This window comes from Flavobacterium sp. SM15 (genome assembly GCF_022012335.1).
Classification (GTDB): domain Bacteria; phylum Bacteroidota; class Bacteroidia; order Flavobacteriales; family Flavobacteriaceae; genus Flavobacterium.
On the sequence record NZ_JAKLTO010000009.1, the window covers coordinates 44,457 to 70,838 of the forward strand.

At 36.8% G+C, this 26,382-nt stretch carries 26 protein-coding genes and 1 other RNA gene; 13 read left to right on the forward strand and 14 right to left on the reverse strand.

Going from position 1 to position 26,382, the window contains the following annotated elements; all coding sequences use genetic code 11:
- The 6 genes from ccoN to LZZ90_RS13160 all read left to right on the forward strand — a co-directional run bounded on the left by ccoN (position 1) and on the right by LZZ90_RS13160 (position 6,054).
- Positions 1-2,184 (forward strand): cytochrome-c oxidase, cbb3-type subunit I, encoded by a 2,184-nt coding sequence (gene ccoN / locus LZZ90_RS13135; protein ID WP_237791165.1) that lies wholly within the window; start codon positions 1-3, stop codon positions 2,182-2,184.
- Positions 2,185-2,199: 15 nt separating this feature from the next.
- Positions 2,200-2,385, forward strand: coding sequence for a CcoQ/FixQ family Cbb3-type cytochrome c oxidase assembly chaperone (locus LZZ90_RS13140; RefSeq protein WP_237791166.1), 186 nt, complete (start codon positions 2,200-2,202; stop codon positions 2,383-2,385).
- 11 nt (positions 2,386-2,396) lie between these two features.
- Entirely contained in the window at positions 2,397-3,338 is a 942-nt protein-coding gene (locus LZZ90_RS13145; protein WP_237791167.1) for a cbb3-type cytochrome c oxidase N-terminal domain-containing protein, read from the forward strand.
- Between the two features lie 6 nt (positions 3,339-3,344).
- On the forward strand, positions 3,345-4,763 hold the full coding sequence (ccoG, locus tag LZZ90_RS13150; protein WP_237791168.1) for a cytochrome c oxidase accessory protein CcoG: 1,419 nt from the start codon (positions 3,345-3,347) through the stop codon (positions 4,761-4,763).
- 141 nt (positions 4,764-4,904) lie between these two features.
- Positions 4,905-5,351: a FixH family protein gene (locus tag LZZ90_RS13155; RefSeq protein WP_237791169.1), complete on the forward strand. Its 447-nt coding sequence runs from the start codon at positions 4,905-4,907 to the stop codon at positions 5,349-5,351.
- 1 nt (position 5,352) lies between these two features.
- Positions 5,353-6,054, forward strand: a complete 702-nt coding sequence (locus LZZ90_RS13160) for a sulfite exporter TauE/SafE family protein (RefSeq protein WP_237791170.1) — start codon at positions 5,353-5,355, stop codon at positions 6,052-6,054.
- Here the strand turns inward: LZZ90_RS13160 and LZZ90_RS13165 are convergent, their stop codons facing one another.
- The 3 genes from LZZ90_RS13165 to LZZ90_RS13175 are packed head-to-tail and all read right to left on the reverse strand — an operon-like array spanning position 6,055 to position 8,220.
- Complete coding sequence (locus LZZ90_RS13165; protein WP_237791171.1) at positions 6,055-6,630, reverse strand: uracil-DNA glycosylase family protein; 576 nt, start codon at positions 6,628-6,630, stop codon at positions 6,055-6,057.
- 44 nt (positions 6,631-6,674) lie between these two features.
- Positions 6,675-8,039 (reverse strand): oxygen-independent coproporphyrinogen III oxidase, encoded by a 1,365-nt coding sequence (gene hemN, locus LZZ90_RS13170; protein WP_237791172.1) that lies wholly within the window; start codon positions 8,037-8,039, stop codon positions 6,675-6,677.
- Positions 8,040-8,064: 25 nt separating this feature from the next.
- Complete coding sequence (locus tag LZZ90_RS13175; protein WP_237791173.1) at positions 8,065-8,220, reverse strand: hypothetical protein; 156 nt, start codon at positions 8,218-8,220, stop codon at positions 8,065-8,067.
- On the opposite strand from LZZ90_RS13175, the gene LZZ90_RS13180 reads away from it, so the two are divergent.
- Positions 8,207-10,477 carry a cation:proton antiporter gene (locus LZZ90_RS13180; protein ID WP_237791174.1) on the forward strand — a complete coding sequence of 757 codons (2,271 nt, stop codon included), beginning with the start codon at positions 8,207-8,209 and terminating at the stop codon, positions 10,475-10,477. The two genes, LZZ90_RS13175 and LZZ90_RS13180, sit on opposite strands and share 14 nt — an antisense overlap.
- 50 nt (positions 10,478-10,527) lie before the next feature.
- Here the strand turns inward: LZZ90_RS13180 and LZZ90_RS13185 are convergent, their stop codons facing one another.
- Positions 10,528-11,076, reverse strand: a complete 549-nt coding sequence (locus LZZ90_RS13185) for a DUF4468 domain-containing protein (RefSeq protein ID WP_237791175.1) — start codon at positions 11,074-11,076, stop codon at positions 10,528-10,530.
- Between the two features lie 192 nt (positions 11,077-11,268).
- Here LZZ90_RS13185 and LZZ90_RS13190 point away from each other — a divergent pair, with 192 nt between their 5' ends.
- Complete coding sequence (locus tag LZZ90_RS13190) at positions 11,269-11,703, forward strand: T9SS type A sorting domain-containing protein (protein ID WP_237791176.1); 435 nt, start codon at positions 11,269-11,271, stop codon at positions 11,701-11,703.
- A 123-nt stretch (positions 11,704-11,826) separates the two neighbouring features.
- On the opposite strand, the gene ssrA is transcribed toward LZZ90_RS13190, so the two are convergent.
- Positions 11,827-12,223, reverse strand: a transfer-messenger RNA (tmRNA) gene (gene ssrA, locus LZZ90_RS13195).
- A 300-nt stretch (positions 12,224-12,523) separates the two neighbouring features.
- Between ssrA and LZZ90_RS13200 the strand changes: the two genes are divergently transcribed.
- A complete protein-coding gene (locus LZZ90_RS13200) occupies positions 12,524-13,726 on the forward strand; it encodes an NAD(P)-dependent oxidoreductase (RefSeq protein ID WP_237791177.1) in 1,203 nt (400 codons plus the stop codon).
- 49 nt (positions 13,727-13,775) lie between these two features.
- Here LZZ90_RS13200 and creD read toward each other — a convergent pair whose 3' ends face one another.
- The 7 genes from creD to LZZ90_RS13235 form a co-directional block, all read right to left on the reverse strand.
- The gene (gene creD, locus LZZ90_RS13205; protein WP_255702405.1) at positions 13,776-15,176 is read right to left on the reverse strand and encodes a cell envelope integrity protein CreD; all 1,401 of its coding nucleotides are present in this window, start codon (positions 15,174-15,176) and stop codon (positions 13,776-13,778) included.
- 436 nt (positions 15,177-15,612) lie between these two features.
- Positions 15,613-15,909 carry a transcriptional regulator gene (locus LZZ90_RS13210; RefSeq protein ID WP_237791178.1) on the reverse strand — a complete coding sequence of 99 codons (297 nt, stop codon included), beginning with the start codon at positions 15,907-15,909 and terminating at the stop codon, positions 15,613-15,615.
- Between the two features lie 4 nt (positions 15,910-15,913).
- On the reverse strand, positions 15,914-16,522 hold the full coding sequence (locus tag LZZ90_RS13215) for a hypothetical protein (protein WP_237791179.1): 609 nt from the start codon (positions 16,520-16,522) through the stop codon (positions 15,914-15,916).
- A gap of 123 nt (positions 16,523-16,645) precedes the next feature.
- Positions 16,646-17,506, reverse strand: a complete 861-nt coding sequence (locus tag LZZ90_RS13220) for a hypothetical protein (RefSeq protein WP_237791180.1) — start codon at positions 17,504-17,506, stop codon at positions 16,646-16,648.
- 18 nt (positions 17,507-17,524) lie between these two features.
- The gene (kdsA, locus tag LZZ90_RS13225) at positions 17,525-18,343 is read right to left on the reverse strand and encodes a 3-deoxy-8-phosphooctulonate synthase (protein ID WP_237791181.1); all 819 of its coding nucleotides are present in this window, start codon (positions 18,341-18,343) and stop codon (positions 17,525-17,527) included.
- 89 nt (positions 18,344-18,432) lie between these two features.
- A complete protein-coding gene (locus LZZ90_RS13230) occupies positions 18,433-18,900 on the reverse strand; it encodes a 2-dehydro-3-deoxyphosphooctonate aldolase (protein WP_237791182.1) in 468 nt (155 codons plus the stop codon).
- 2 nt (positions 18,901-18,902) lie between these two features.
- On the reverse strand, positions 18,903-19,379 hold the full coding sequence (locus LZZ90_RS13235; protein ID WP_237791183.1) for a DUF4199 domain-containing protein: 477 nt from the start codon (positions 19,377-19,379) through the stop codon (positions 18,903-18,905).
- A gap of 122 nt (positions 19,380-19,501) precedes the next feature.
- Here LZZ90_RS13235 and LZZ90_RS13240 point away from each other — a divergent pair, with 122 nt between their 5' ends.
- Entirely contained in the window at positions 19,502-20,059 is a 558-nt protein-coding gene (locus tag LZZ90_RS13240; protein WP_237791184.1) for a YeeE/YedE family protein, read from the forward strand.
- A gap of 9 nt (positions 20,060-20,068) precedes the next feature.
- A complete protein-coding gene (locus tag LZZ90_RS13245) occupies positions 20,069-20,491 on the forward strand; it encodes a DUF6691 family protein (RefSeq protein ID WP_237791185.1) in 423 nt (140 codons plus the stop codon).
- A 39-nt stretch (positions 20,492-20,530) separates the two neighbouring features.
- Here LZZ90_RS13245 and LZZ90_RS13250 read toward each other — a convergent pair whose 3' ends face one another.
- Both LZZ90_RS13250 and prmA read right to left on the reverse strand, forming a co-directional pair.
- Positions 20,531-20,806 carry an ATP-dependent Clp protease adaptor ClpS gene (locus LZZ90_RS13250; protein ID WP_237791186.1) on the reverse strand — a complete coding sequence of 92 codons (276 nt, stop codon included), beginning with the start codon at positions 20,804-20,806 and terminating at the stop codon, positions 20,531-20,533.
- A 27-nt stretch (positions 20,807-20,833) separates the two neighbouring features.
- Complete coding sequence (gene prmA / locus LZZ90_RS13255) at positions 20,834-21,670, reverse strand: 50S ribosomal protein L11 methyltransferase (protein ID WP_237791187.1); 837 nt, start codon at positions 21,668-21,670, stop codon at positions 20,834-20,836.
- Between the two features lie 99 nt (positions 21,671-21,769).
- Between prmA and LZZ90_RS13260 the strand changes: the two genes are divergently transcribed.
- Positions 21,770-22,993, forward strand: coding sequence for a porin (locus LZZ90_RS13260; protein ID WP_237791188.1), 1,224 nt, complete (start codon positions 21,770-21,772; stop codon positions 22,991-22,993).
- 137 nt (positions 22,994-23,130) lie between these two features.
- Positions 23,131-26,292 (forward strand): cytochrome c biogenesis protein CcsA, encoded by a 3,162-nt coding sequence (gene ccsA / locus LZZ90_RS13265; RefSeq protein WP_237791189.1) that lies wholly within the window; start codon positions 23,131-23,133, stop codon positions 26,290-26,292.
- Positions 26,293-26,382 lie beyond the last annotated feature (90 nt).

Here is a 26,382-nt window from a genome sequence, read left to right on the forward strand (position 1 = left end):
ATGGAAGTGCAACAATTTTATTACGATAACAAAATTGTAAAGAAGTTCCTGTATGCTTCAATCGTTTTTGGGGTAGTGGGGATGCTCGTGGGGCTTTTGATTGCCACGATGTACCTTTTCCCGAACATGACCGACGGAATTTCGTGGTTAAGCTATGGTCGTTTACGTCCTTTACATACTAATGCGGTGATTTTCGCTTTCGTAGGAAATGCGATTTTTGCCGGAATTTATTATTCCTTACAACGATTGTTAAAAACAAGAATGTGGAGCGATGCTTTAAGTAACATCAACTTCTGGGGTTGGCAGTTAATTATAGTAGCCGCAGCAATTTCGTTGCCTTTGGGATATACCACTTCAAAAGAGTATGCCGAGTTGGAATGGCCTATCGATATTGCAATTGCTATTATTTGGGTAGTTTTCGGTATCAACATGATCATGACGATTTTACGCCGAAGAGAGCGCCACTTGTATGTAGCCATTTGGTTTTACATTGCGACTTTCGTAACTGTTGCCGTATTGCATATTTTCAATAGTTTGGCTTTACCGGTTGATGGTATGAAAAGTTATTCGGTTTATGCTGGGGTTCAGGATGCTTTGGTGCAATGGTGGTACGGTCACAATGCTGTTGCGTTTTTCTTGACTACACCATTTTTAGGGTTGATGTATTATTTCATTCCTAAGGCTGCGAATCGTCCTGTTTATTCGTATCGATTATCCATCATTCACTTTTGGTCGTTGATTTTCTTATACATCTGGGCTGGTCCTCACCACTTGTTGTACACGGCTTTACCGGATTGGGCGCAAAATTTAGGAGTTGTGTTCTCCGTAATGCTTATTGCACCATCTTGGGGCGGTATGATCAACGGATTATTGACTCTACGCGGAGTTTGGGACAAAGTAAGAACCGAACCGATTTTAAAATTCTTCGTAGTAGCGATTACCGGTTATGGTATGGCCACTTTTGAAGGACCAATGCTTTCCCTGAAAAATGTAAACGCTATCGCACACTTTACCGATTGGATCGTTGCTCACGTTCACGTTGGAGCTTTAGCCTGGAACGGATTCATGACTTTCGGTATGATTTACTGGTTAATCCCAAGAATGACTAAAACCGAATTATACTCTAAAAAATTAGCCAACTTCCACTTTTGGATTGGAACTTTAGGAATCATTTTATACGCATTACCAATGTATGTTGCCGGATTTGTTCAGGCACAAATGTGGAAACAGTTCAATCCTGATGGTTCATTGGTTTACGGAAACTTCCTTGAGACCGTAAAAGAAATTATGCCGATGTATGCCATGCGTGCAGTAGGAGGAACCTTGTTTATCATTGGATTGTTTGTCTTGGTATACAACATCATCATGACCGTAAAACAAGGAAAACCGGTTGAAGACGAATTAGCCGAAGCTCCAGCTTTGGTCAAAATCTCTCCAAACCGATTAAAAGGGGAGAAATTCCACGGATGGTTGGAAAGAAAACCAATTCAGTTGACCCTTTTAGCAACGATTGCGATTTTAATTGGAGGAATCATCCAGATTGTACCGACGCTTGTTGTAAAATCAAACATTCCAACCATTACAAGTGTAAAACCGTACACACCACTTGAATTGGAAGGTCGTGATTTGTACATCCGAGAAGGTTGTGTGGGCTGTCACTCACAAATGGTTAGACCTTTCCGTTCTGAAGTTTCCCGTTACGGAGAATATTCAAAATCAGGAGAATATGTGTATGATCACCCATTTTTATGGGGCTCAAAACGAACCGGTCCGGATTTGATGCGTGTCGGCGGAAAATACAACGACAATTGGCATTTCAACCACATGTGGGATCCTCAAAGTACATCAGCCGGTTCAATTATGCCGGGTTACAAATGGCTGTTCGACAACAAACCGATGGATTATTCGAAAACGGAAGACAAAATGCGTGTCATGGTAAAATTAGGAGTGCCTTATACGGATCAAGATATTGCAAACGCTAAGAAAAGCATTGCAGCACAATCTGCTAAAATCGAGGAAAACCTTAAAAATGACCCTGATTTCGTAAAGAGTTACGAGGAAAGTATGAAAAAAGCGAAAGTAAAAGGTGAGAGTTTTGTACCGATGAAAGATCGTGAAATTACAGCACTAATTGCTTATTTACAGCGATTAGGAACCGATATCAAAGTAAAACAAGCCGAATAATTAAAAGCACAAGTCATGTTAAAATTCATCAAACACAATTTGGAAACCATCTCAGGAATTGAGATTTATCCGATCATATCGTTACTGATTTTCTTCATCTTTTTTGTTGCGCTTTATGCTTGGGTATTTACCTATAAAAAAGAAAAAATAGCCGAAATGAGTAACATTCCGTTTAACAATGATAATGCTGTAGAGTTGTAAATAAATAAGTTATGAAAAAGTTTTTTCCAATATACGTTCGAATTCCGGTGCTTTTCGCTTTGTTTTTCATTGCGATGGAATTCTTTATCGACTCCGGTGATCGTCCGGCATTTATCAAATTTCCGATAGTTTCATTGATTCTGTTACTCTTCCTTTTTTTATTGATTGCTATGGAAGTTGTAGTAAAATCTACTAACAATGTGCTGTACAGTCTTTTAACAGAAGAACAACGAAAACAGAAAGAAATCGAAGATGAGCTTCCGTTCACAGAAACTGCTTTCTACAAAAAATGGATGCAGAAACTAACGCGTTCCCGTAAAATTGAAGAAGAAGGCGAATTGCTTCTGCATCATGATTACGATGGTATCAAAGAACTTGACAACGTATTACCGCCATGGTGGGTGTATTTGTTCTATGCTTGTATTGCGTTTGCTTTCATCTACTTAGTTCGTTTTCATGTACTAGGACATGATGATCAAACCATGGAATTTGAAAAAGAAATGGCTGAAGCCAAAATCGCTGTGGAAGAATACAAGAAAACTGCTCCCGATTTAATGGACAAGGAAAAAGTGACGTTGCTTACCGATGCTGCCGAATTAGCTGCCGGAAAAACCATTTTCGAAACGAATTGTGTAGCGTGTCACCGTGCAGATGCTGGAGGAGCGATCGGTCCAAACTTAACAGACAATCAATGGATTAACGGAGGCGGAATCAAAAATGTATTCAACACTATTATGGAAGGTGGTCGCGCCGGAAAAGGAATGGTGCCTTGGAAAGAAATTATCAAACCTTCTGATATTCAGAAAGTAGCGAGTTACGTGTTGAGTTTACAAGGAAGCAATCCAAAAGCCGGAAAAGCTCCTGAAGGCGAAGTTTGGGTGGATGAAAATGCTCCAAAAACCGCTTCTGATAAAAATGTTGCCGCTGCACCTTCAAGTGAAGTTTTAAAATAAAAAAGTATGTCCAATTTACCTGATGAAAGTTTTAGAGATACCATTGCCACTATAGATGAAGAGGGAAAACGCGCCTGGATTTTTCCTAAAATTCCAAAAGGAAAGTTATATGAAAAAAGAAAGCTGGTAAGTTATTTTTTGTTGGCCTTTCTGTTTTCGGCACCGTTTGTGAAAATCAACGGAAATCAGTTCTTACTGTTTAACATTATGGAGCGGAAGTTCTCGATTTTCGGGTTTCCGTTTTGGCCACAGGATTTTCATTTGGTGGTAATTTCGATGATCATCGGAGTAGTGGGACTGGCTTTGTTTACAGTTGCTTTCGGACGTATTTTCTGCGGATGGTTTTGCCCGCAAACAATTTTCATGGAAATGCTTTTCCGAAGAATCGAATTTTGGATTGAAGGCGATCGAGGCGCACAGATAAAGCTCAATAAACAGGAATGGAATGCTGAGAAAATCAGGAAGAAAACGACGAAATGGTTTTTGTTTTTCATTGCTTCTTTTGCAATTGCCAATGTGTTTTTAGCGTATTTGGTTGGAAGTGATCAGGTTTTGGATATGGTGCGACAAGGACCATTTCACAATGTAAGTACGCTTATCGCCTTATTGATTTTTACTGCGGTTTTCTACTTTATTTATGCATGGTTTCGCGAGCAAGTATGTATCATTGCCTGTCCTTACGGAAGAATGCAAGGGGTTTTGCTCGACAATAAAACGATAAATGTGGCGTACGACCATGTACGTGGTGAAGGTGCTTCGGGAAGAGCAAAATTCAAAAAAAACGAAGACCGAAAAATGTTCGGAAAAGGTGATTGTATTGATTGTCATCAATGTGTAAACGTTTGCCCGACCGGAATTGATATTCGAAACGGAGTTCAGTTGGAATGTATTAACTGTACTGCTTGTATCGACGAATGTGATCTCATCATGGAAAGTGTAAATCTTCCGAAAGGTTTGATTCGCTATGCTTCCGAAAATGAAATTGTGAAGAAGGAGAAATTCGTTTTCACAACAAGAATGAAAGGCTATACTGCGGTTTTAGCGATTTTGATTGGCGTGTTAATCGGGATGCTGTTTTTAAGAAATGATGTCGAAGCTACGGTATTGCGACTTCCGGGGCAATTGTTTCAACATAAAGGCGAGAACATCAGCAATGTGTTTACCTATAAAGTGGTGAACAAAACGGTACGCGATTTTGATAACGTTCATTTCAGATTGGCAACTCCGAAAGGGGAAATTAAGATGGTGGGAAAAGAAAATTTTAAAGTGGAAAAAGAAGGCATGGCGCAAGGAACCTTGTTTGTGGAAATTAATCCGGCTTTCTTAAAAGGCGATAAAACCAAAATTACCATTGAAGTATATAATGATAAAGAACTTCTGGAAACTACAACAACAAATTTTTTAGGGCCAAGAAGTTTTGATTAAAAAAGGAGTTTAGAAACAATAGAATGGTTCGCTTTTAGCCCTGATGGCAGTGGCATCCTCCCGGTTTCGGGAGATAGAACGGACAGCAGGAATTACGTTTTTAAGTACAAACCAAACCATTCGCTTCAAAAAATAAGGATTATGAAAATTAATTGGGGAACAGGAATTGTCATTGCTTTCGGGCTGTTTATGACGTTTATTTTGTACTTCGTGTTTAAAGTACAATCCGATTCGCAGTATGACCACGAGATGGTTACTGAGGAATATTATAAAAAAGAATTAGTATTTCAGCAGCAGTTGGATAAATCGCAACACGCTTACGATTTAAAAGACAAACTGATGATAACTTCTCAAAAGGATGGCTTACTGATAAGCTTTCCGAAAACATTTGATTATACTAAAATTAAAGGTAAAGTGTCCTTTTACAGACCGTCCAACCAGAAAATGGATTTTGAGAAAACCATCTCCTTATCCGATTCAAATTTGCTCATACCTAAAACAGATTTGGTGGGCGGTCGTTGGGACATTACCATTGATTGGGAATATGAAGGCGTTGGGTATTTGAACAAACAGAATGTGAATTTATAATATGATTTTTTCGGGGTTCATACTAGGGTTAATCAGCAGTTTGCATTGCATTGGGATGTGTGGTCCCATTGCAATGATGCTGCCGCTTGATCATAAGAATCCTGCTAAAAAGACAGTACAGCTTTTAACGTATCATTCCGGAAGAGTAGTAGCCTACATGATTTTCGGCTTGGTTTTTGGTTTGTTGGGCAAAGGGCTTTTTCTGGCGGGAATGCAGCAGCAGTTGTCTGTTGTCATTGGCATTTTGATGATTGCATTCGTACTTATTCCGGAGAAAGTTCTCGCCCAATATAATTTTTCAAAACCAGTTTTTAGACTGATTTCAAACGTGAAAACTTCTTTAGGGAATCAATTTAAAAAACGAAGTTATAAAGCCTTGTTTACCATTGGGTTATTGAACGGTTTTTTGCCTTGCGGATTGGTGTATGTGGCTTTATTCGGGGCGATTGCCATGCAAAATGAACTACTTGGAGTAGGTTATATGTTGCTTTACGGATTAGGAACAATTCCGATGATGAGCGCTGTGGTTTATGTTTCCAATTTAGTAACAGTTCCGATGCGTAACAGGATTCAGAAAGTCATTCCTTTTGTTGCGGTTTTTATCGGAATGTTATTCATTATGCGCGGTTTAGGATTGGGAATTCCTTATGTTTCGCCAAGTGATTTGAGCCTTTTTGTGCAAAACAATCCGGTTTGCCGCTAATTACTTTTTAAGCGCTTCCCGAACTATTCTTCGGAGTTCCGGCACAACTTCTTCTTCAAACCAAGGATTTTTCTTTTGCCATAATTTGTTTCTTGGTGATGGATGTACAAGGGGTAAAAACTTAGGCAGAAATTCTTTGTAATGCTCAACGTTTTCCGTTAAATTCTTATACGATTTGTCTTTTAGATAATATTTATGCGCATAATTTCCGATGAGTAGAATGAGTTTCACATCAGTAACTTGTTCTAAAATAAGTTGATGCCATAACGGCGCGCATTCCGGTCTTGGCGGTAAATCCCCCGATTTTCCTTTTCCGGGATAACAGAAACCCATCGGCATAATCCCAAAAATCGAAGTATCATAAAACTGATTTCGGTCTACATTGAGCCAACGACGTAATTCTTCACCACTGGCATCGTTCCAGGGGATTCCGCTTTGATGTGCTTTGGTGCCCGGAGCCTGACCAATAATAATAATTTTTGATTCCCTACTAATGGACAAAACCGGTTTCGGCTCATTCGGCAGGAACTCTTTGCAGATAATACATTGCTCTATTTTTTGAAGTAAATCTTCCATAACAGGTTTGACTTACTTCAAAAGTAAGATTTATTTCTTTGTGATTAAACCGTCATAGAGAACAATTGGGTTTGTGGCGCTTTGCGTTTTAAACGTAAATCGAAAGCCATACAGATGTTGCGCACAAATGGTTTTCCTTTTTCGGTAACGGTAATGGCATTGTGTTGAATAACAAGTAAACCATCTTTTTCCATTTCCTGCAATTGTGCTATAACTTCGGGTAATTCTTCAAAAAACAAATAATTTTCATCCCAAGAAGTTGTGAATTGACACATCAGATTTAAGATATGCTTGCGGATGGTCAAATCTTCATCATTTAAAATATGACCTTTAAAAACAGGTATTTCATTGATTTCCAATCGTGTGTAATAATCTTCCAATGATTTTTCATTCTGAGCAAAACCATACCAGCTGTCACTAATGGAGGAAACACCTAAACCAATCATTAGTTGGGTTTTAGAAGAAGTGTATCCCATAAAATTACGGTGCAGTTTCCCTTCCTGAAACGCCTGAAACATACTGTCTTTTTTATGTGCAAAATGATCCATGCCGATTTCATGATAGCCTTTTTTAGCTAAAAGCTGTTTTCCGATTTCATAAAGACGACGTTTTTCATCGTCTTTAGGAACGTCTTGATCTTTAAAACCGCGTTGTCCGTTACCTTTAATCCAGGGAACATGGGCATAACTGTAAAAAGCTAATCGGTCAGGGGAAAGCGCTTTGGTTTTTTCAATCGTATCTACAATATTTTCAAGGGTTTGGAAGGGTAAACCGAAAATCAAATCGTGTGAAATGGAGGTGTAACCAATCTCTTTGGCCCAAAACGTAACTTTCGCCACATTGTGGAACGGCTGAATTCTATGAATCGCATTTTGCACTTTTTCAGAATAGTCCTGAACCCCAAAACTTACTCTTCGAAAACCTAAATCAAATAATTTCTGAAGATGTTCACGTGTAGTATTGTTGGGATGTCCTTCAAAGCTGAATTCGTATTCCTCTGCTTTTTCTGCGCGTTTGAAAATTCCGGTGATGAGGTTTTCAAGGTTCTTCGGTGAGAAAAACGTCGGAGTTCCGCCGCCTAAATGAATTTCTTTGATAATTGGTTTTTCCGGAAACAAATCGCAGTACAAATTCCATTCTTTCAGAACCGCTTCAATGTAAGGATGTTCCACTTCATGACGTTTGGTAATACGTTTATGACAACCGCAAAACGTACACAAGCTTTCGCAAAAAGGTAAATGGATATACAAACTAATACCTTCGGAATCATTGCTTTCGGAAAACGATTTTATAAAGCTGTTTTTCCAGTTTTCCAATGAAAAAGATGTTTCGTCCCAATACGGAACCGTTGGATAACTCGTGTATCGCGGCCCTGGAACGTTATATTTTTGAACTAATGAAGTGGTCATATTCAATGAATTTACAAGCTCAAAATTACTTTGGCGAGTTCGCATTTAAAATGATATTTGTCATGTTGGCAGTTGTAGAATAAATATTGTTAGAATAACCTGAAATTCCTTTTTTATTAGTAATATTGATGTCCGTAAGCGAAAGGCATAAACCGCTTGGTTTTACTATGAAAAAATTCAAAAACAGCTTTTTTTATTTCGGGATTGTTGGGGTCACTTCGGCCATAATGTACTGGACAGTACAGCATGGAAAAGACCTTGAAGCTGGCAGAAATATTGTAGTTTCCAATACAGGGAATACACAATGGCAGGAATTTCTTAATTCATTAGAGCACAACCTCACCCATCCGTTAGCAATTTTATTGGCTCAGATTGTCATGATTGTTTTTGTGGCACGACTTTTTGGAGCCATTTTCAAGCGAATAGGACAGCCTACCGTTATTGGAGAAATTTTAGCCGGTATTTTTTTAGGCCCTTCTGTTATTGGGAATTACTTTCCTGAATTTTCGAATGCTTTGTTTCCTGCAGCATCATTGGGAAATTTACAGTTTCTCAGTCAAATAGGGCTTATCTTGTTCATGTTTGTGGTTGGGATGGAGCTGGATTTGAAAGTGCTTCAGAATAAAGCCAAAGAAGCCGTTGTAATTAGTCATGCGAGTATAGTTATCCCGTTTACTTTAGGGTTGGTTTTAGCCTATTTTATTTATGCAAAATTTGCTCCGGAAGGTGTAGAGTTCCTTTCTTTTGCACTCTTTACCGGAATTGCAATGAGTATCACGGCTTTTCCAGTTTTAGCGCGAATTGTGCAGGAGCGAGGCTTACATAAAACCAAATTAGGAGCCATGGTTATTACCTGTGCTGCCGCCGATGATATTACAGCTTGGTGTATTCTGGCAGCGGTTATCGCTATTGTAAAGGCGGGTTCTTTTTTGAGTTCGTTATACATTATGGCTTTGGCAATTATCTACGTTTTCTTAATGCTGAAGTTTGTAAAACCCTTCTTGAAACGTATTGGAGAGCTTTATGATAATCCCGACAGTATTACAAAACCTGTTGTGGCGATCTTCTTTTTGACCTTATTAATTTCATCCTACGCTACCGAAATTATCGGAATCCACGCTTTATTTGGAGCTTTTATGGCAGGTGTGATCATGCCGGAAAGTATGCGTTTTCGTAATGTTTTCATTGAAAAAGTAGAGGATGTTTCTCAGGTAATGTTGCTTCCGTTGTTCTTTGTATTTACAGGGCTTCGTACTCAGATTGGTTTGTTGGACGACGCTTATTTATGGGAAGTTTGCGGTTACATCGTTTTGGTTGCCGTAGTCGGGAAATTTGTAGGAAGCGCGCTAACGGCTAAATACGTTGGACAAAGCTGGAAAGACAGTTTGACCATTGGTGCTTTGATGAATACCAGAGGTTTGATGGAGCTTGTAGTTTTGAATATCGGTTATGATTTGGGCGTACTAAAACCAGAGATTTTTGCCATGATGGTAATTATGGCCTTAGCCACTACTTTTATGACGGGGCCAGCTTTGGATCTTATAAATTTTGTGTTTAAATCGAAGGCGGAGATTGTTCCAAAAGAAATCGTTCAGAACAATAAATTCAAGATACTCTTTTCGTTTCACAATGCAGAAGAAAGCCAGTCATTACTTCGTTTGGCGAATAACTTCGTAAAGAAAATGAATAATAATGCCATAGTTACTGCTATGCACATTTTGCCAAGTAATGAATTAAGCCCGTATAATATTGACGAATACGAAATTGAAAGTTTCAAACCGGTTTTGCATACTTCGGAAGAGTTAAATCAGAAGGTGACGACTATTTTCAAAAGCTCGATTGAGGTTGAGAATGATGTAGTGGAAGTTTCCAATAAAGGCGATTTTGATCTGGTACTGATGAGTTTAAGCCAGTCTATTTTTGACGGAACATTTTTAGGGCGAGTGCTTGGTTTTACAACGCGAATCATAAGCCCGGAGAGTTTGATTAATAAATTTACCGGCAAGGAAAAGCTGTTTGATAATGCTCATTTTGATGAAAGAACCGCCATGATTTTATCCAAAACCGAGGTTCCTGTTGGTATTTTGGTTGATAAAAATTTCCATAACGCAAACAGGGTTTTTGTATTACTCTTGGATGAAAGCGATTTGTTTTTGTTGGATTACGCTAAACAATTGATTGAAAATTCTAATGCTTCGGTTACTATTTTGGATAAAGCCGGTCATTTAAAAGGAAGTTCTGTGTTTAACGAGCAGATTGATAAAATCAGTAAAAAATATCCAAAACACGTTAAATTGGCAGTTGAAAGAAAGATCGAAAAAGCCTTATTAGACGAACAGGATTTAATGATAATAAGCGTAGAAACCTGGAAAATGCTCTTAGAAAAACAGAGTTCCTGGTTAAACAAAACGCCATCGTTATTAATTATGAAACCATAAAAAAAAGCTCCAGATTCTGGAGCTTTTTTGTTTTTATCGTTTTGAGTTTTTTACCAATCGTTTTTATTGGCAGAAGCTTTACTCATCTCTTTTTTGATGTTCGATTTAATCGTTTCAATTTCGGCATTAATTGCTCCGTAATAAGCATTCAAAATTTCCATTGTTTTAGGTTTTTGAGCGGCTTTTTCTGCTGCGGTTTTGTCAAATAGCTTTTCTAATGGCGTTTCTGTTACTTCGGTTTTGGTTATGATGTTTTTAATCTCGTATTTGTATTTGTTGTCTTTAGACAGGATTGCAACTGTGTAATACAATTTCACTTTTACATCTGCTCCGTTAATTTTTACAGTCATAATCGAATACTGCGTATCGGAAACCGATGATGCTTCTGCGTTTTGCTTAAGTTTATCCTGAGTCACTTTATAAGTGTTTACGAAAAACATTTTTGAGTTGGTAAACAAATCTTGTTTGGTTTTCCCTTCAGCAGGAACAACTTCTGTAAAAATGATTTGTCCGTTTTCGTTTAAAGGAAAATCGAATTTTGGTTGCTGTGCATTAACTGCGAAAGTGGCAAACAACAAGAAAAAAAATATTTTTTTCATTTTAAGATTGGGTTAATGGGTTAATAGAACTACAATATTAGTATATTTTTTAAAATAAAAAAGTTTTTAAAATTTAAACAACAACATTAAAAAGCCAGATGTTCTTTAAGCTTGTTTTTTTGTCAGACAATCATTATAAAGCAATATATTTGTAAAAATTTCAAAAATTGAAAAAAAATCCTACTTTTAATTTTGTTCCCGATTTTAAGTTTTTCTCAAGAACAAATTGGTAGTGATATCAATGGAGAATTAAGTGATGATAGGAGTGGTAGGAGTGTTTCAATGTCAGCCAATGGTACTATTGTGGCTATTGGTGCTTCTTATGCTGATGGAATTGGAACTAATTCCGGTAATGTAAGAGTGTATGATTTAACAGTTGTTTTAGCCAGCGATAGTTTTGTACAAGCTAATTTTAAGGTATATCCAAATCCTACAACTGATAAGGTAACCATTGAATTAAAAGAAGGTTTGCAAATTGAAAAAGTTAATGTTTATTCTACTTTAGGACAATTAGTTAAAACCGAAAAAGATACAGTAATTTCAGTTGGTGACTTAGCAAAAGGTACTTATTATTTAGAAGTTGTGACCAATCAAGGGAAAGCTGCTAAAACTATTGTTGTGGAGTAATATCTTGCTTAAAGTAAAAATATTTGTGCTTGTTCCGTTTCTGAAGGACTTAAAGTCAGAACCGTACAGCTTATAAAATTAAAAACCGCATTAGCTTTAAAATTAGCTAATTGCGGTTTTTTAATGTGGAGTCGGAGAGAATCGAACTCTCGTCCAAACAAGCAATCGAAGAGCTTTCTACACGCTTAGTTTCCGATTTAATTTTCGACAAAAAGCAAGGCCGGAAACCGCCACTTTCTGCTTAGCTTTATGAGTTTCAGAACGGATTTAAAGCATTACCTTTCCTAGGTTTACTTTTACGGTTCCCCTAATCCAAACGCCATAAACCAAGGCTTTTGAGGAGAATCTAGCTTTCCTACCTGGTAGGAACTAGGCAAATCTTACTATAATTCAGATTAAGCAGCTAAAGCGTAATTATTTTCGCCGTGTAAAATTGTGAAACCTTTTATTAACGAGAATTGTCCCAGTTCTCGACGTGCTTACTGTCCAATTCCACTCGCTGTCAAAACCAGTCGACCCCAATTTTTCAGTATCTGATACAGGTTTTAAAGCAAATATCAGACCACAAAGTTAAAGCATTTAATTTTCAATTGAAACTCTTGTTTAAAGAAAAATCCTTTTGTGTAGGAATTAAAAAAAGATGTTCCGAATATCTTAAAAAAACAATTGAAAAAAACGAATGAAAATAATTGCTTCGCTATTCTTTAAATGTTACATTTGGGCGAAAATAAATAAAAACAAACAAATCAAAACAGTAAAATTTAAATTATTGTTATAAAAATAGCAATAATTATAAAAATTTTGCAAAGAGTGCCTTACAATGAAATTTGGAATAATTAAAGAAAGAAAAACCCCGCCGGATAGACGCGTGGTTTTTACTCCTACAGAATTAGTGAAACTAAAGGAGCAGTTTCCTCAGGCGGAAATTAAAGTGGAATCTTCAGATATCCGCGTTTTTTCTGATGAAGAATATAGAAAATTAGGTTTTGAAGTTACCGATGATCTTTCAGATTGCGACGTATTACTTGGTGTGAAAGAAGTGCCGGTAGACGCTTTAATACCAAATAAAAAATATTTTTTCTTTTCCCATACCATTAAAAAACAAGCCTATAACAGAAAATTACTTATTGCCTGCTTAGAAAAGAATATCAAGTTAATTGATCATGAAACGATTGTAGACCATACCAACCACCGTTTAATTGGCTTCGGGCGCTATGCCGGAATTGTTGGAGCTTACAATGGTTTTAGAGCTTTCGGTATCAAATACGAATTGTTCAATTTACCTAAAGCGGAAACTTTGGCAGATAAAGCCGCTTTAGTAGAAAGATTACGTCGTCCGATGTTGCCACCAATCAAGATCGTATTAACCGGTCACGGTAAAGTTGGAATGGGAGCGAAGGAGATTTTGGACGCCATGAAAATCAAACAGGTTTCTGCAGACGATTATCTAACCAAAACTTATACAGAGCCGGTTTATACTCAAATTGACGTTTTGGATTATAACAAACGCAAAGATGGGCAAAAGCTGGACAATAAAGATTTCTATACCCATCCTGAAGAATACGTTTCAGATTTTGAGCGTTTTACCAAAGTTTCGGATATTTTTATGGCAGGACATTTTTACGGAAATGGCGCGCCGGTAATCTTAACCCGTGAAATGCTTAATGCTCCGGATAATAAAATCAAAGTAATCGCTGATATTTCCTGTGATGTGAACGGGCCGATTGAATCAACAATTCGCTCTTCGACTATTGCAGAACCTTTGTACGGATATTATCCAAGTCAAGGAGTTGAAGTAGATATCAATCATCCAGGTGCTATTGTAGTAATGGCTGTCGATAATTTACCTTGTGAATTACCGAAAGATGCCAGTGAAGGTTTTGGAGAAATGTTTTTAACTCACGTTATTCCTGCATTTTACAATGGAGATAAAGACGGAATTTTAGAACGTGCCAAAATTACTGAAAACGGCCAACTAACCGAAAGATTTAAATATCTGCAGGATTATGTAGATGGAAAATAATAAAAAGCCCCGATTTAGTCGGGGCTTTTATTTTAATAAATTGGGGGTTCTATAAACTGTTGTTGTTCCAATCAATTTTTCTGGAGAAGTACATCACTAATCCAAGAATAATAAATAATCCGATACTGCCCACTAATAGCGCATAGTTTTCAAGCTGAATGATTACATAAATGAAAGTGTAAAGAGCAGCTAATGCCATTCCTATAAAAATTGGGAATTTCTTGGTTTTTAAAATGGATACCGAATAAAGAACAATCATTCCAATAACTGCTATCGATGCAATCAGATAAGCCAATGAAAAGCTGGAGTGTTCTGTAATTGAGATTAGTAAGGTGTAAAACATGATAAGCGCAAGACCCAACATCGTGTATTGAAAAATATGAATATTGATTTTATTTACTGACTGAATCAAAAAGAAAATCAAAAAAGTAAGCCCAATTACCAGAAAGCCATATTTTGAAGCACGTTCATTCTGTTGGTATTCGTCTACAGTTTCAATTAATTTAGTTCCGAAAGAATAACTGGTAAGATTCGGTATTTTACCTGCATATTGCTGTGGAAAAGGTCTGTTGATGTGTAAAATTTTCCAATCGGCATGAAATCCTTTATTGCTTACAGATTTCGTTGTATCGTTTGCTGCAAACATTCCTTCAAAACTGGGCGATTCCCAATCCGAATTCATGCTGATTTGCGTCGTTTTTCCCACCGGAATGAATTTAACACTGTTGCTTCCATTGTATTTCATGATGAAATTGAAATCAAGTTTGTAGTTTGCTGCTAAATTTTTATAGTTGAACAAGGAAGTCTCCAAGGTTCCTAGAGTATCGTTTTCTTCGGTTTTTGCCTCAAAATTGAAAGAGGTATTGTTAAGTTTAATGTTTAAATCGCTTTTGATGCTTTTTAAGTTCGAGGTTTTCACAACAAGAGCAGCTCGATCCCAAAGCATATCTTCTTCTTTTATGCCTAATTTTTCAAAGTTAGGTTTCTCGAAATTTCCGTTAAAGTTCATGTTTGCAGTAAAAACCACATTATTATAAATGCCTCTTTTTAAGGAAGTATTCTTTTTAATTTCGGAGTTGTTGTTTAGTTTTTCAGGAAAGAAATAGGCATAATTAACAACAGCTTTTCGTTCAATAACGGTCTGTTTGGTCTTAAAATCGACCACAGAAGTTTCGGAATAGGTTTTATACGGAATCCTTAAAATCGGACCATAAAAAAGTACGTCTTGTCCCCAAAGTTGTGTGACTTCGTTTACTACTTCTTTTTTTCGTTGTGAACGTTCCGAAATAAGATCGTTTACAAAAGCAAGCGGAATGAGTAAAATCAAGGTTAGCATTCCAACCATCATCATTTTTGCCGTAGTAGATTGGAAAAATGAAGTTTTACCTGTAGCGATGCTAACGGTTAAATCTCCTTGATTTTGATTTGTTTTTTGATTTTCGTTTTCCATGATTTTCATTTTTTGATTATTTAAAGATGATGTATAGATAAAGTAGTGTAACAGGTATGTTGGCACATAAAATCAGTATTCTTATAAGATAGAATTTCCAGTTTTTCCAATAAATGAAGAGCAATGAAAGTGAGATGAGTAGTAAAGAAAGGTTGAATAAAAAAGCTATGATTACAAAGAAATAGCCGATAAAAAAAATAAGGTCAAAGCCTTTACATGTTAAGCCGAGAAGCAGTAAAAGGGTTCCGGTAGTAAAACTTGCCAATGCGGTGAAATCGCTTATTTTTCCAAAATTAATTTGTAGTGAAGTGAGTTGCATAGTATAGAATATTAAAGGATTTTTTTTAACATATTTCTGATAATCAGTTTAAGGGATTTTGTTGTTTGTGTAATTAAAAGTACTTTGAAATTCAAAGTTTTAAAATAAAAAAATAGACTAGCTCTTACTGATAAGTTTTTCCAAGGCGTCAATATGTTCCTGAAACGCTTTACGTCCAGCAGGAGTCGCTTTATAGCTTGTGTTGGGTTTTTTACCAATGAACTGTTTTTCCACAAGAATATAATTTTCCGATTCTAGTGCTTTGGTATGGCTTGCAAGGTTGCCGTCTGTTACCCCGAGAAGTTCTTTAAGGGTGCTGAAATCGGCACTTTCATTAACCATCAGTACCGACATAATCCCCAATCGGATGCGATGGTCGAAGGCTTTATTTATATTTTGAATAATGTTTTTCAAGTGCTTAGTTTCTATCGTATTTAAAATACATGATGGTTCCGTACAAAATGTGGCAAACTCCAAATCCCAGAGCCCAAAAGTACAATCCATAACCCGAATATTCAACTGCAAATAAGCCTAAAATGATTTCAGTTAAACCTAAGTAGCGCACATCTCTTAAAGTATATTTGCTGGCATTAATACAGGCTAAACCATAGAAAATCAAAGTGATAGGAGCAACTAGTCCGTAATGCCCGTTTTTAAGCAATAACAATGCAAATATTCCACCAGTAACCAAAGGGATTAAAAAATTGATAATAAGACGCTTTGAAGCTGAGTTCCAGATGCTTTCTCCCACTTTTTTAGCTTTGTTCATTGTTAGAACAAAAGTGGTCACGATCGATGCTACAAATACAGAAACAGCGGTAAGCAGAATTAGTTTGAAGGTTTGACTCTCTAAAGTAATGTAATATTCAGTATGATTTTCTATTAAATGGTACGCTATAAATGCTCCGGCTAAGGCATATATCCCGGCCAAAATTCCAGAGAGCCCGCTCAGAGAAATAAACTGAGTAGATTTGCTCATCAAATTCTTGATTTCTTTTAAGTCCTGAAGATAATCTTGTGTTTCCATAAAAGTACTTTGAAAAACAAAGTAAGTAATTCTTTTTTGAACGCACAAATTTTTTGATACTTTTTTAGGAATAAAAAAAGCTTTCCGAAGAAAGCTTTATGATAATTGAAATGAATATTGTGTTTAGATTCTGAAAATTCCTCCAAAGGAAACAATACGCTGTAAAAAGAAAAATTCCTGTTGTGCGCGATCAGCTCCAACATAAGTGGTTCTGATGTCGTTCATATTGATGTAACCGCCTTTTAATTCAGCCTGCATAAAGAAATACTTGAAGAAAGTAAGGTTCAAACCCACTTTTGCAGCCACACCATAACCTGAAATATGAAAATCATCGTGACGTTGTTTTCCTAAAACTTTAGCATTGGTTTTTGGGTAAAGTACTCCACCGCCAATTCCTTCGGTAATATTAACTTGGAATTTATCAGTATTGCCAATTGAGAATAGCTTAGAGATGTCATCTACTCTTGAAAATTCAGTATTTACATAGTTTAAACCGTCGGTATGCTCAAAAGTTAAAAAATCCTCCGTCATAGTTTGAGGAACGTTGGAATACATACCATTAAACGCAGAACCAGGTTCCGAAGCCGGCATATTAATGTATCCGTTCATGTTAACGGTTTGATCCTGAGTCATGATGTATTTCATGTGATCCACTCCAACCGAAATATTGTACTTGTCTGTAATGAAATATCCTAACCTGAAATTGGTTTGCGGAATAGTCATTCTGGCAGGGTTGACATAATCGATGTGCCATCCTTTGGGTCTGTCGTGAGCCTCTACGTCATGAATGGTGAAATTGTAATCCTGACCACTGAAATTAATATCGGATTTACTATATGATTCACGGTTTCCACCCCAAAAGATGTAAAATTTCCCTTTATTATGAGCGGTGTATTTTTCTGGAGTTGCAGGAGCTTCCTGAGCAATGCTGTGCTGAGAAAAAACACTAAAAAGAAGCACAACCATCAAAAATGGATGTTTCATTAGTAGGTTAATATGTTATTATAAATTATTAATTGTTTGTCTGATAGCGACAAGTTTGGTCATTAATCCTTCAAATAAATCAAGATGAAGCATGTTAGCGCCATCACTTTTGGCATTAGCCGGGTCAAAATGTGTTTCGATAAAAATTCCGTCTACACCAACAGCAATACCAGCCTTTGCAATGGTTTCAATCATTTCAGGGCGACCACCGGTTACTCCAACCATCTGATTTGGCTGTTGTAGCGAATGAGTTACGTCTAAAACTGTAGAAGCAAATTGTTGCATGGTCGGAATTCCTCGGTAATCTACAATCATGTCCTGATAGCCAAACATGGTTCCGCGGTCGGTAACCATAACGTTTGGATTGTTGCAATCCAATACTTTTTGAACAGCATGTTTCATGCTTTCAGGGCTCATAAATTGTCCTTTTTTCAGGTTTACTGTTTTTCCAGTGTTTGCAGCAGCTACCACTAAATCGGTTTGACGTACTAAAAATGCAGGAATCTGAAGTATATCTACATATTCCGCAGCCAGTACAGCATCTTCATTGGTATGAATGTCGGTAACCGTCGGCACTCCGAATTCTCTGGAAACTTTCTGAAGAATCTTTAACGCTTTTTCATCGCCAATACCAGTAAAACTGTCGATTCTGGAGCGATTCGCTTTTTTAAACGATCCTTTAAAAACATAAGGAATCTTTAATTTATCAGTAACCGCCACGGTTTTTTCTGCAATGCGCATCGCCATTTCTTCGCCTTCAATAGCACATGGGCCGGCCAAAAGGAAAAAATTACCACTGTCTGTGTGTTTAATTTGAGGTATATTCTGTAAGTTCATAGTTCGATCTAAAAGTTGTGCAAAGATATAATAAAAAAACCTTCCAACGAAGCCGTTAAAAGGTTTGAAATCTTATAAAATTCTTAAAATTATGGAGTTTTGGTTGTTTTGTTTTTAATGCTTAACCCTTTAGGACACATTATTTTACCTCTTTCGAAAAAGTTGAAATACATTCGTACAGGTTTGGACTGCCCTTCCCAGGTAACTTCATATATCGACAAGGTTCCAGCCCCTACTTTTGTGTTTTTTGTTGGGAACGGGCAACAGGTATCAACTTTACGATAAGAAAGCTTTTCACCATTTGGACCAGCTAATGCATTAAAATAGTAGGAAGCAAACTTACTTTCATTCGCCTCAAGAATAAAGCCGATGTTAACTGGAAAATCTTCGTCTAAACCATATTTAGCATTGTCTGCAGTTTCGGTTATTTGATAGGCGTCTTCAACAACTTTAAGCCTTGCCGCCGTATTATCAATGTTTTTAATGGTTGATTTAGTGCTAATGCAAGACACTAATAATAAAGAACTTATCGAAAGAAATAAAAATCTTTTAAACATAATTATTTAGATTTATTGAAAAAAGCACTAATAGCAGAAATTACAACACCGAAGGACAATGTTCCGAAAGTGGCTTGCGTGATATAGCTTTTCATGTTGAAGTAGGATTCAGCTTGCTCGCGGGTTACTTTATTGTGTTCTACGGCATAAGCAATAGCGTTTTTAAAGAAATCAGGAGTTATGAAAGCACTTGTAATGTATTGCATTAGCGGTGTTAATAATGCTGCAACAATGGTCATTACAATTCCTGAGACAAAGCCTTGTTTCCAGGTCATTTCTCCTTTGAAAAAGTTTTTCTTTTTATCTCGAATTGCCAATGAATAAACCGCAATGGCTACAAACAAGAACAACATGGTATAAATAGGATGTTTGTCAATATGAACATCGTGCAGGCCAACCGTTTTTTCAAGCGCCATCCACAATAATGAGGCAACGATGTAAATTAATCCCCATTTGATTTCAATTGCAAAGTTTTTCATATTTTGGTTTTTGTTTTCAGTCACCCAAAAATAGCAGTTTAATACCGATTAACGAAAAATATGTAATTTTTGTTACACAAAATGTAGCCTCAATATTTAATTTTGTCAAAAAATAATTCACTATGTATTCATTTTATGGAACTTGGCCCTGGTACATTTCAGGGTTTTTGATAGGAGTAATCATGCTCACCCTTATTTTCTTCGGAAAACAGTTTGGAATGTCATCCAATTTGAGAACACTTTGTACAATTGCTGGAGCCGGAAAGAACGTTGATTTTTTCAAGTTCGACTGGAGGGAACAAAAATGGAATCTGGCAGTTGTTTTAGGAGCGATTTTAGGAGGATTCGTGGCTGTTCATTTTTTAAGCGATGGAAGCGGAGTAAACCTAAATCCCAAAACCATAGAACAATTGGCAACCATGAATATTGAAGCGCCAAACGGGAAACTTGGCCCAGAAACTATGTTCGGCTTGGAAGCCATTAAAAATCCTAAAATGTTGTTTATTTTATTTTTTGGAGGATTGCTCATTGGTTTCGGAACACGTTATGCAGGAGGCTGTACTTCCGGCCACGCAATTTCCGGATTGAGTAATCTTCAGAAACCTTCACTAATTGCGGTTATTGGTTTTTTTATCGGAGGATTAATCATGGCACATTTTCTATTACCCTTAATTTTTTAATTGCAGCATATGAAATTTTTAAACCTTATAAAATTCGTTTTAGTCGGCTTTGTTTTTGGTATCGTATTAACAAAATCGGAAGCCGTTTCCTGGTACAGAATTTATGAAATGTTTCAGTTTCAGTCATTCCACATGTATGGAATTATAGGAGTTGCCGTTACAACCGGACTTATCGGTGTGCAATTAATCAAAAGAAAAAATGCGAAGGATATTAATGGACTTCCTATCGAAATCGCTGATAAAGAAAAAGGTTTTACCCGATACATTGTTGGGGGAATACTTTTTGGATTAGGTTGGGGATTGGTTGGTTCTTGTCCCGGGCCGATTTTCATTCTTTTGGGAGCAGGTTTCTACGGAATTGTAATTGTACTGATAGGAGCTTTATTAGGAACGTATCTATACGGTATGTTTAAAGACAAACTACCTCATTAACTGAAATAAAAAAGTCCCGATAATTCGGGACTTTTTTATTTATTGTATCTCGGCACTTAAACCGGCACTTAACAGGGCGGAGCATTGAGGTTCTAATTCGTCGTACGAACCTGTTTTGACACCACATTTTCCGGTATAATGTACTAAAAGGGCACATTGTTCTGCTTGTAAAGGCTCGTGATCGCAAACATCAATTAAAGTATCAATAACGTGGTCAAAAGTATTGACATCGTCATTGAACAATATGATTTCATAATTATTTGCAAGTAATTCCTGTACGGAAACTTGTTCTTTTATTTTTTCTTTTACACTCATAATCAATTACTTGTGTTGAATATTAGGCTAATTTATGTATTTTAAAGAAACCCAATTGTTCTTTTGGAACTTTTTAACATAGGTTAAGCCTTTCTCGGTGCAGGAAGCATCGATATGAGGAATATCTTCATTGTAAAAACCGCTTAATAATAAAACACCGTCTTTATTTAAGCAGTTCACATACGTTTGCATATCGTTCAGTAAAATGTTTCTGTTGATATTGGCAATGATCAAATCGTATTTCTGTCCTTGATTTAACAAAGTTGCATCACCTTCATAAACCGAAATGTGTTTACAGTTGTTGCGCTCTGCATTTTCAATAGAGTTCAGATAACACCAATTATCAATGTCTATGGCATCAATTGGTTTTGCGCCTTTCATTTCTGCTAAAATGGCTAAAATAGCTGTTCCGCAACCCATGTCTAAGGTTTTCATATCAGTGACATCCATTTCCAAAAGATGTTGAATCATCATGTAGGTGGTTTCGTGATGACCGGTTCCAAAACTCATTTTTGGTTCGATTACGATATCGTATTTTGCATCGGTTTTCTCATGGAATGGAGCTCTAACATAGCAAATTCCGTCTACATCAATTGGGTCAAAATTCTTTTCCCATTCTTCGTTCCAGTTTACCTGTTCGATTTCTTCAAAAGTGTAGGATATTTTAAATTCTTCGGATTGTAAAATGTAAATATCATCCAAGATGTGCTCGTCCCATAAGTCTTTCTGAACGTAAGCCGAGACACCGTTTTCGGTTTCTATAAAGCTTTCAAAGGCTTTTTCCCCTAACTCGGCAATTAAGATTTCCGAGCCCAATTCTCTCGGTTCTACAGTGAAATGATATCCTATATAGCTGTTTTCCATAACGCAAAATTTCCGCAAAGGTAACAATTCCTTAATATTGACTGAAATTAATAACATTAGTTTTGCACCTGAATAACACACAACTTACATTTTCTTAACATGAAAAAATTATTTACAATTTTATCATTGTGTTTTGTTGCTGTACTACAGGCACAAGACATAAAAATCACTACTAAAGATAATGATTTAAAACTTACGTCTTTACCGTATTATAACTTCGGAAAAGGTGTGGGAATCACTTCACCGGACAGTCTTTTTCAGTTCAACATGCGTTTCAGAATGCAAAACCGTTTGAGTTATGTAGATAATGAAGGTGTTGAACCTTTTTATGAAGCCCAAGTGCGTCGTTTGCGTATGCGTTTTGACGGTTTTGTCGGTAATCCTAAATTTCTTTACGTTTTACAACTTTCTTTCGGAGTTGGTGATGTTGGCGGAGTAAAACCGAATGAAAACCTTAATGTGGTTCGAGATGCGATTTTGTATTATAAACCAAGTCAGCACTGGCAAGTAGGTTTCGGTTTGTCTAAATTACCAGGTACCAGACAAGCGGTGAATTCCTCTGGAGCTATTCAATTAACCGATCGTTCGATTAATAACACCCGTTTTAGCATTGATCGTGATTTTGGGGTACATTTTGCGAATCTTAACGAATACGCAGATAAGTTCTCCTATAATTTTAAGGGAGCAGTTACTTTAGGAGAAGGAAGAAACTGGACAAATACCAATAAAGACAACAATGGATTGTCCTTCAGTGGAAAAGTGGAATTGTTGCCGTTTGGTAAATTCAAAAAAGACGGTCATTATTTTGAGGGTGATATCTTAAGAGAAGAGAAGCCTCGTTTGATGATTTCCGGAGCTTATAACTTTAACAATAAAGCAAGAAAATCTCAAGGTCAGACCGGTGATATTTTATATGAAAACAAAGATATGTCAACCCTTTTGTTGGATGTGATCTTAAAATACAAAGGATGGGCTTTTATGGCAACGCACATGCAACGTGGTTCACACAATCCTATCACGGTTAATCCAACAGACGCGACGCAAACCAAAGCGGTTTTTGTTGGAAACGGTCAGGATTACCAAATGAGTTATGTTTTTCCTTCCAAATATGAAGTTATTGGGCGTTTTTCGAAGCAGAATGTTAACAAAGAAATTAAAAGCCTGATGCCAAACACCAACCAGTACAGTTTTGGTGTTAATAAATATATTTGGGAGCACGCTTTGAAACTTCAGGGTGAGGTAACCTATGAAAATCAGTTTTTTAATGCAGATGTTACCAAAAACAACTGGTATGTGCGCTTCCAGATTGAAATCGGAATTTAAAAATAGCAATTCATAAAAATATAAGCCTGATGGGAATTCCAATCAGGCTTTTTTATTTCTTAAAATACGTTAAAATGGCTTAACAAAAGTTTGTTTTTAAGTATCTTCGCGACAATTTGAAAAAACCGGTTTCCATCATGGATAAAAAAATATTTTCCTTCTTGTTTTCAACACGTTTAATGGCTGTTTTGTTTATCGTTTTTGCAATTGCGATGGCTGCCGGAACCTTTATCGAAAGTAAATACAACACCGATACGGCGCGAATTCTAGTTTACAATGCGCGTTGGTTTGAGGTAATCATGGTGTTTTTTGTGATTAACTTCTTCGGAAACATTAAGCGTTATAATTTACTTCAGTTGAGTAAATGGGCTTCGTTATTGTTACACTTGGCTTTTATCCTGATCATCGTTGGAGCGTTCATTACACGTTACATCAGCTTTGAAGGAATGATGCCAATTCGTGAAGGCGAATCTTCCACACAGATTTTTTCCGATAAAACCTATTTGAATGTTTTCATTGACGGAAATTATAAAGGCGAAATGAAACGCCGTACGTTCGAGAAACAGCTTTTGCTTTCACCGGTTACCGATAATGATTTCAGTATCAACGGAGAATTTGATGAAATCCCTTTTGAGATCGCTTACAAAGATTTCATTATGGGAGCCAAAGAAACCATCAAAGAAGATCCAAACGGTGTTTTTTACTTGAAATTGGTAGAATCCGGAGACGGGAAACGTCACGAACATTATATCAAAGAAGGCGAGGTTCAGAACATTCACAATGTGCTTTTTGCTTTCAATAAATTTACGCAAGGTGCTGTAAACATTACAAAAATTAGTGAAGCTTACACGATTCAGTCGCCCTTTGACGGAAACTTTATGCGAATGGCCGATCAGTTTAAAGGTTCGGTTGAGAAAGAGAAAATTCAACCTTTGATGCTGCGTTCGCTTTACAACATGGGCGGAACACAGTTTGTAATCCCTGAGCCGGCGATGAAAGGAAAAGTAGTTCAGCAGTCCAACGGAGATTATAAAGATAAAGATACCGACGATGCTTTGGTTTTAACCGTAAAATCTGAAGGTAAAGAAAAAGAGGTTACACTTGTAGGTTCGAAAGGGAAAATGGGAGTTCCTCAATCCTTTAAATTGGGAAGTTTAGAATATACATTCATCTACGGTAGTAAAGTTTACGAAACGCCGTTTTCAGTAAAGTTAAATGATTTCATCGCTTCAAAATACCCAGGAACTGAGAAAAGTTATTCCGGTTTCGAGAGTCAGGTAACTATCGAAGACAAAGAGCAAAACAATAAGTTTGATGCCAGAATTTTTATGAACCATATTTTAGATTACAGAGGATATCGCTTCTTTCAGGCTTCGTTCGATCCGGATGAAAAAGGAACGATTCTATCCGTAAATCATGATTTCTGGGGAACTTGGGTTACTTATGTTGGCTATTTCCTATTGTTTTTAGGTTTGCTTGGAATTTTATTTACAAAAGATTCCCGTTTTGGCGATTTAAAACGAAAACTTAAAAAAGTAAAAGATAAGAAAGCGGCTTTAACCATGATTATTGCGTTGTTTTTCAGCTTAGGTGTTTCGGCTCAGCATCAACATCAAGCAGAAATGCACGAGCCTAAATTGCCAACAGAAAAGCAGGTTGATTCCATACTTTCAAAATACAAAGTGACGGAAGAACATGCGGAGAAATTCGGGAGACTGATTGTTCAGGACGAAGGTGGTCGTATGAAACCGGTCAATACATTCTCTTCGGAATTACTTCGAAAAGTGAGTAAAAAGGATACTTACAAAGACATGAATTCCGATCAGGTGTTTTTGTCGATGACGCAGTTTCCGCAATTGTGGTACAATATTCCAATCATTTATATCAAAAAAGACAACGACAGTATCCATAATTTAATCGGAGCCGAAAAAGGAACAAAATACGTTTCCTTAATGAAGTTTTTTGACAACCGCGGGAATTATAAATTGTCGCCTTACTTAGATGAAGCCTATAAAGCAGCAGTTCCGAATCAATTCCAGAAAGATTTCATTGAAACGGATAAAAAAGTAAACCTTTTATATTCGGCTTTAAGTGGTCAAATCCTGAAAGTATTTCCAATTCCGTTTGATAAAAACAATAAATGGGTTTCGCATTTAGAATTGAACGAGGCTGGCTTAAAAGGAATGGATTCGTTGTTTACTAAAAATGCAATTCCACTTTATTTATCGGCTTTAGACGAAGTTCCGGTTAAAAAAGATTATAAAGCGGCCAACCTGTTCTTGGACGGATTAATCAAATATCAGAAGAAATTCGGAAAAGAAGTTTATCCAAGCGAAGACAAGATTGATTCGGAGATTTTATACAACAAATACGATGTGTTCAAAAAGTTGTTCTCATGGTACATGTTTGCCGGGGTTTTCATGTTTTTGTTTGTGATCATCAAGATTTTTAATTCAGGCAGAATTGTGAATGCTTTAGTGAAAATAAGCCACGTAGTTATTGGTTTATTGTTCGTTTTGCATACTGCCGGATTGATTGCCCGTTGGTACATTTCCGGACATGCGCCTTGGAGTGATGCTTACGAATCGATGATTTATGTGGGGTGGGCAACAATGCTTTTCGGGCTTATTTTTGGAAGAAAATCGGAACTTACCGTTGCATCTACTGCGTTTGTAGCCTCAATGATTTTGATGGTGGCACACTGGAACTGGATGGATCCTTCTATTGCGAACCTTGCAGCCGTACTAAACTCGTATTGGTTAATGATTCACGTTGCGGTAATTGTTGCAAGTTACGGACCGTTCACTTTGGGGATGATCTTAGGAATCGTTTCTTTATTGCTGATGTTGTTAACCAACGAGAAGAACAAAAAGAAAATGGAACTAAATATCCGTGAGATAACCATTATTAACGAAATGGCTTTAACCGTTGGACTGGTAATGTTAACCATTGGTAACTTCTTGGGAGGTCAATGGGCTAATGAAAGCTGGGGACGTTACTGGGGTTGGGATCCTAAAGAGACTTGGGCGCTTATCAGTATTATGGTTTATGCCTTTGTAATTCATGCCCGATTTGTTCCGGCTTTAAGAGGAAAATGGATTTTCAACCTGATGAGTGTTTTTGCATTCTATTCAATCATGATGACCTATTTTGGAGTGAATTTCTATTTGACAGGTTTACATTCCTATGCAAAAGGAGATAAAGTCGTAACGCCGGATTTTGTTTATATTTCTGTGGCTTTAGTGATTTTGTTAAGTGTTCTGTCGTACTTTAAATACCGAAAATTTTATAAAAAATAATAAGCAAAACCCATGATCGCAAGACTGTGGGTTTTTTGTTTAACAAAACTTTAATCGATAAAAGTCTATCTAAACTTACAAATTCAGTAA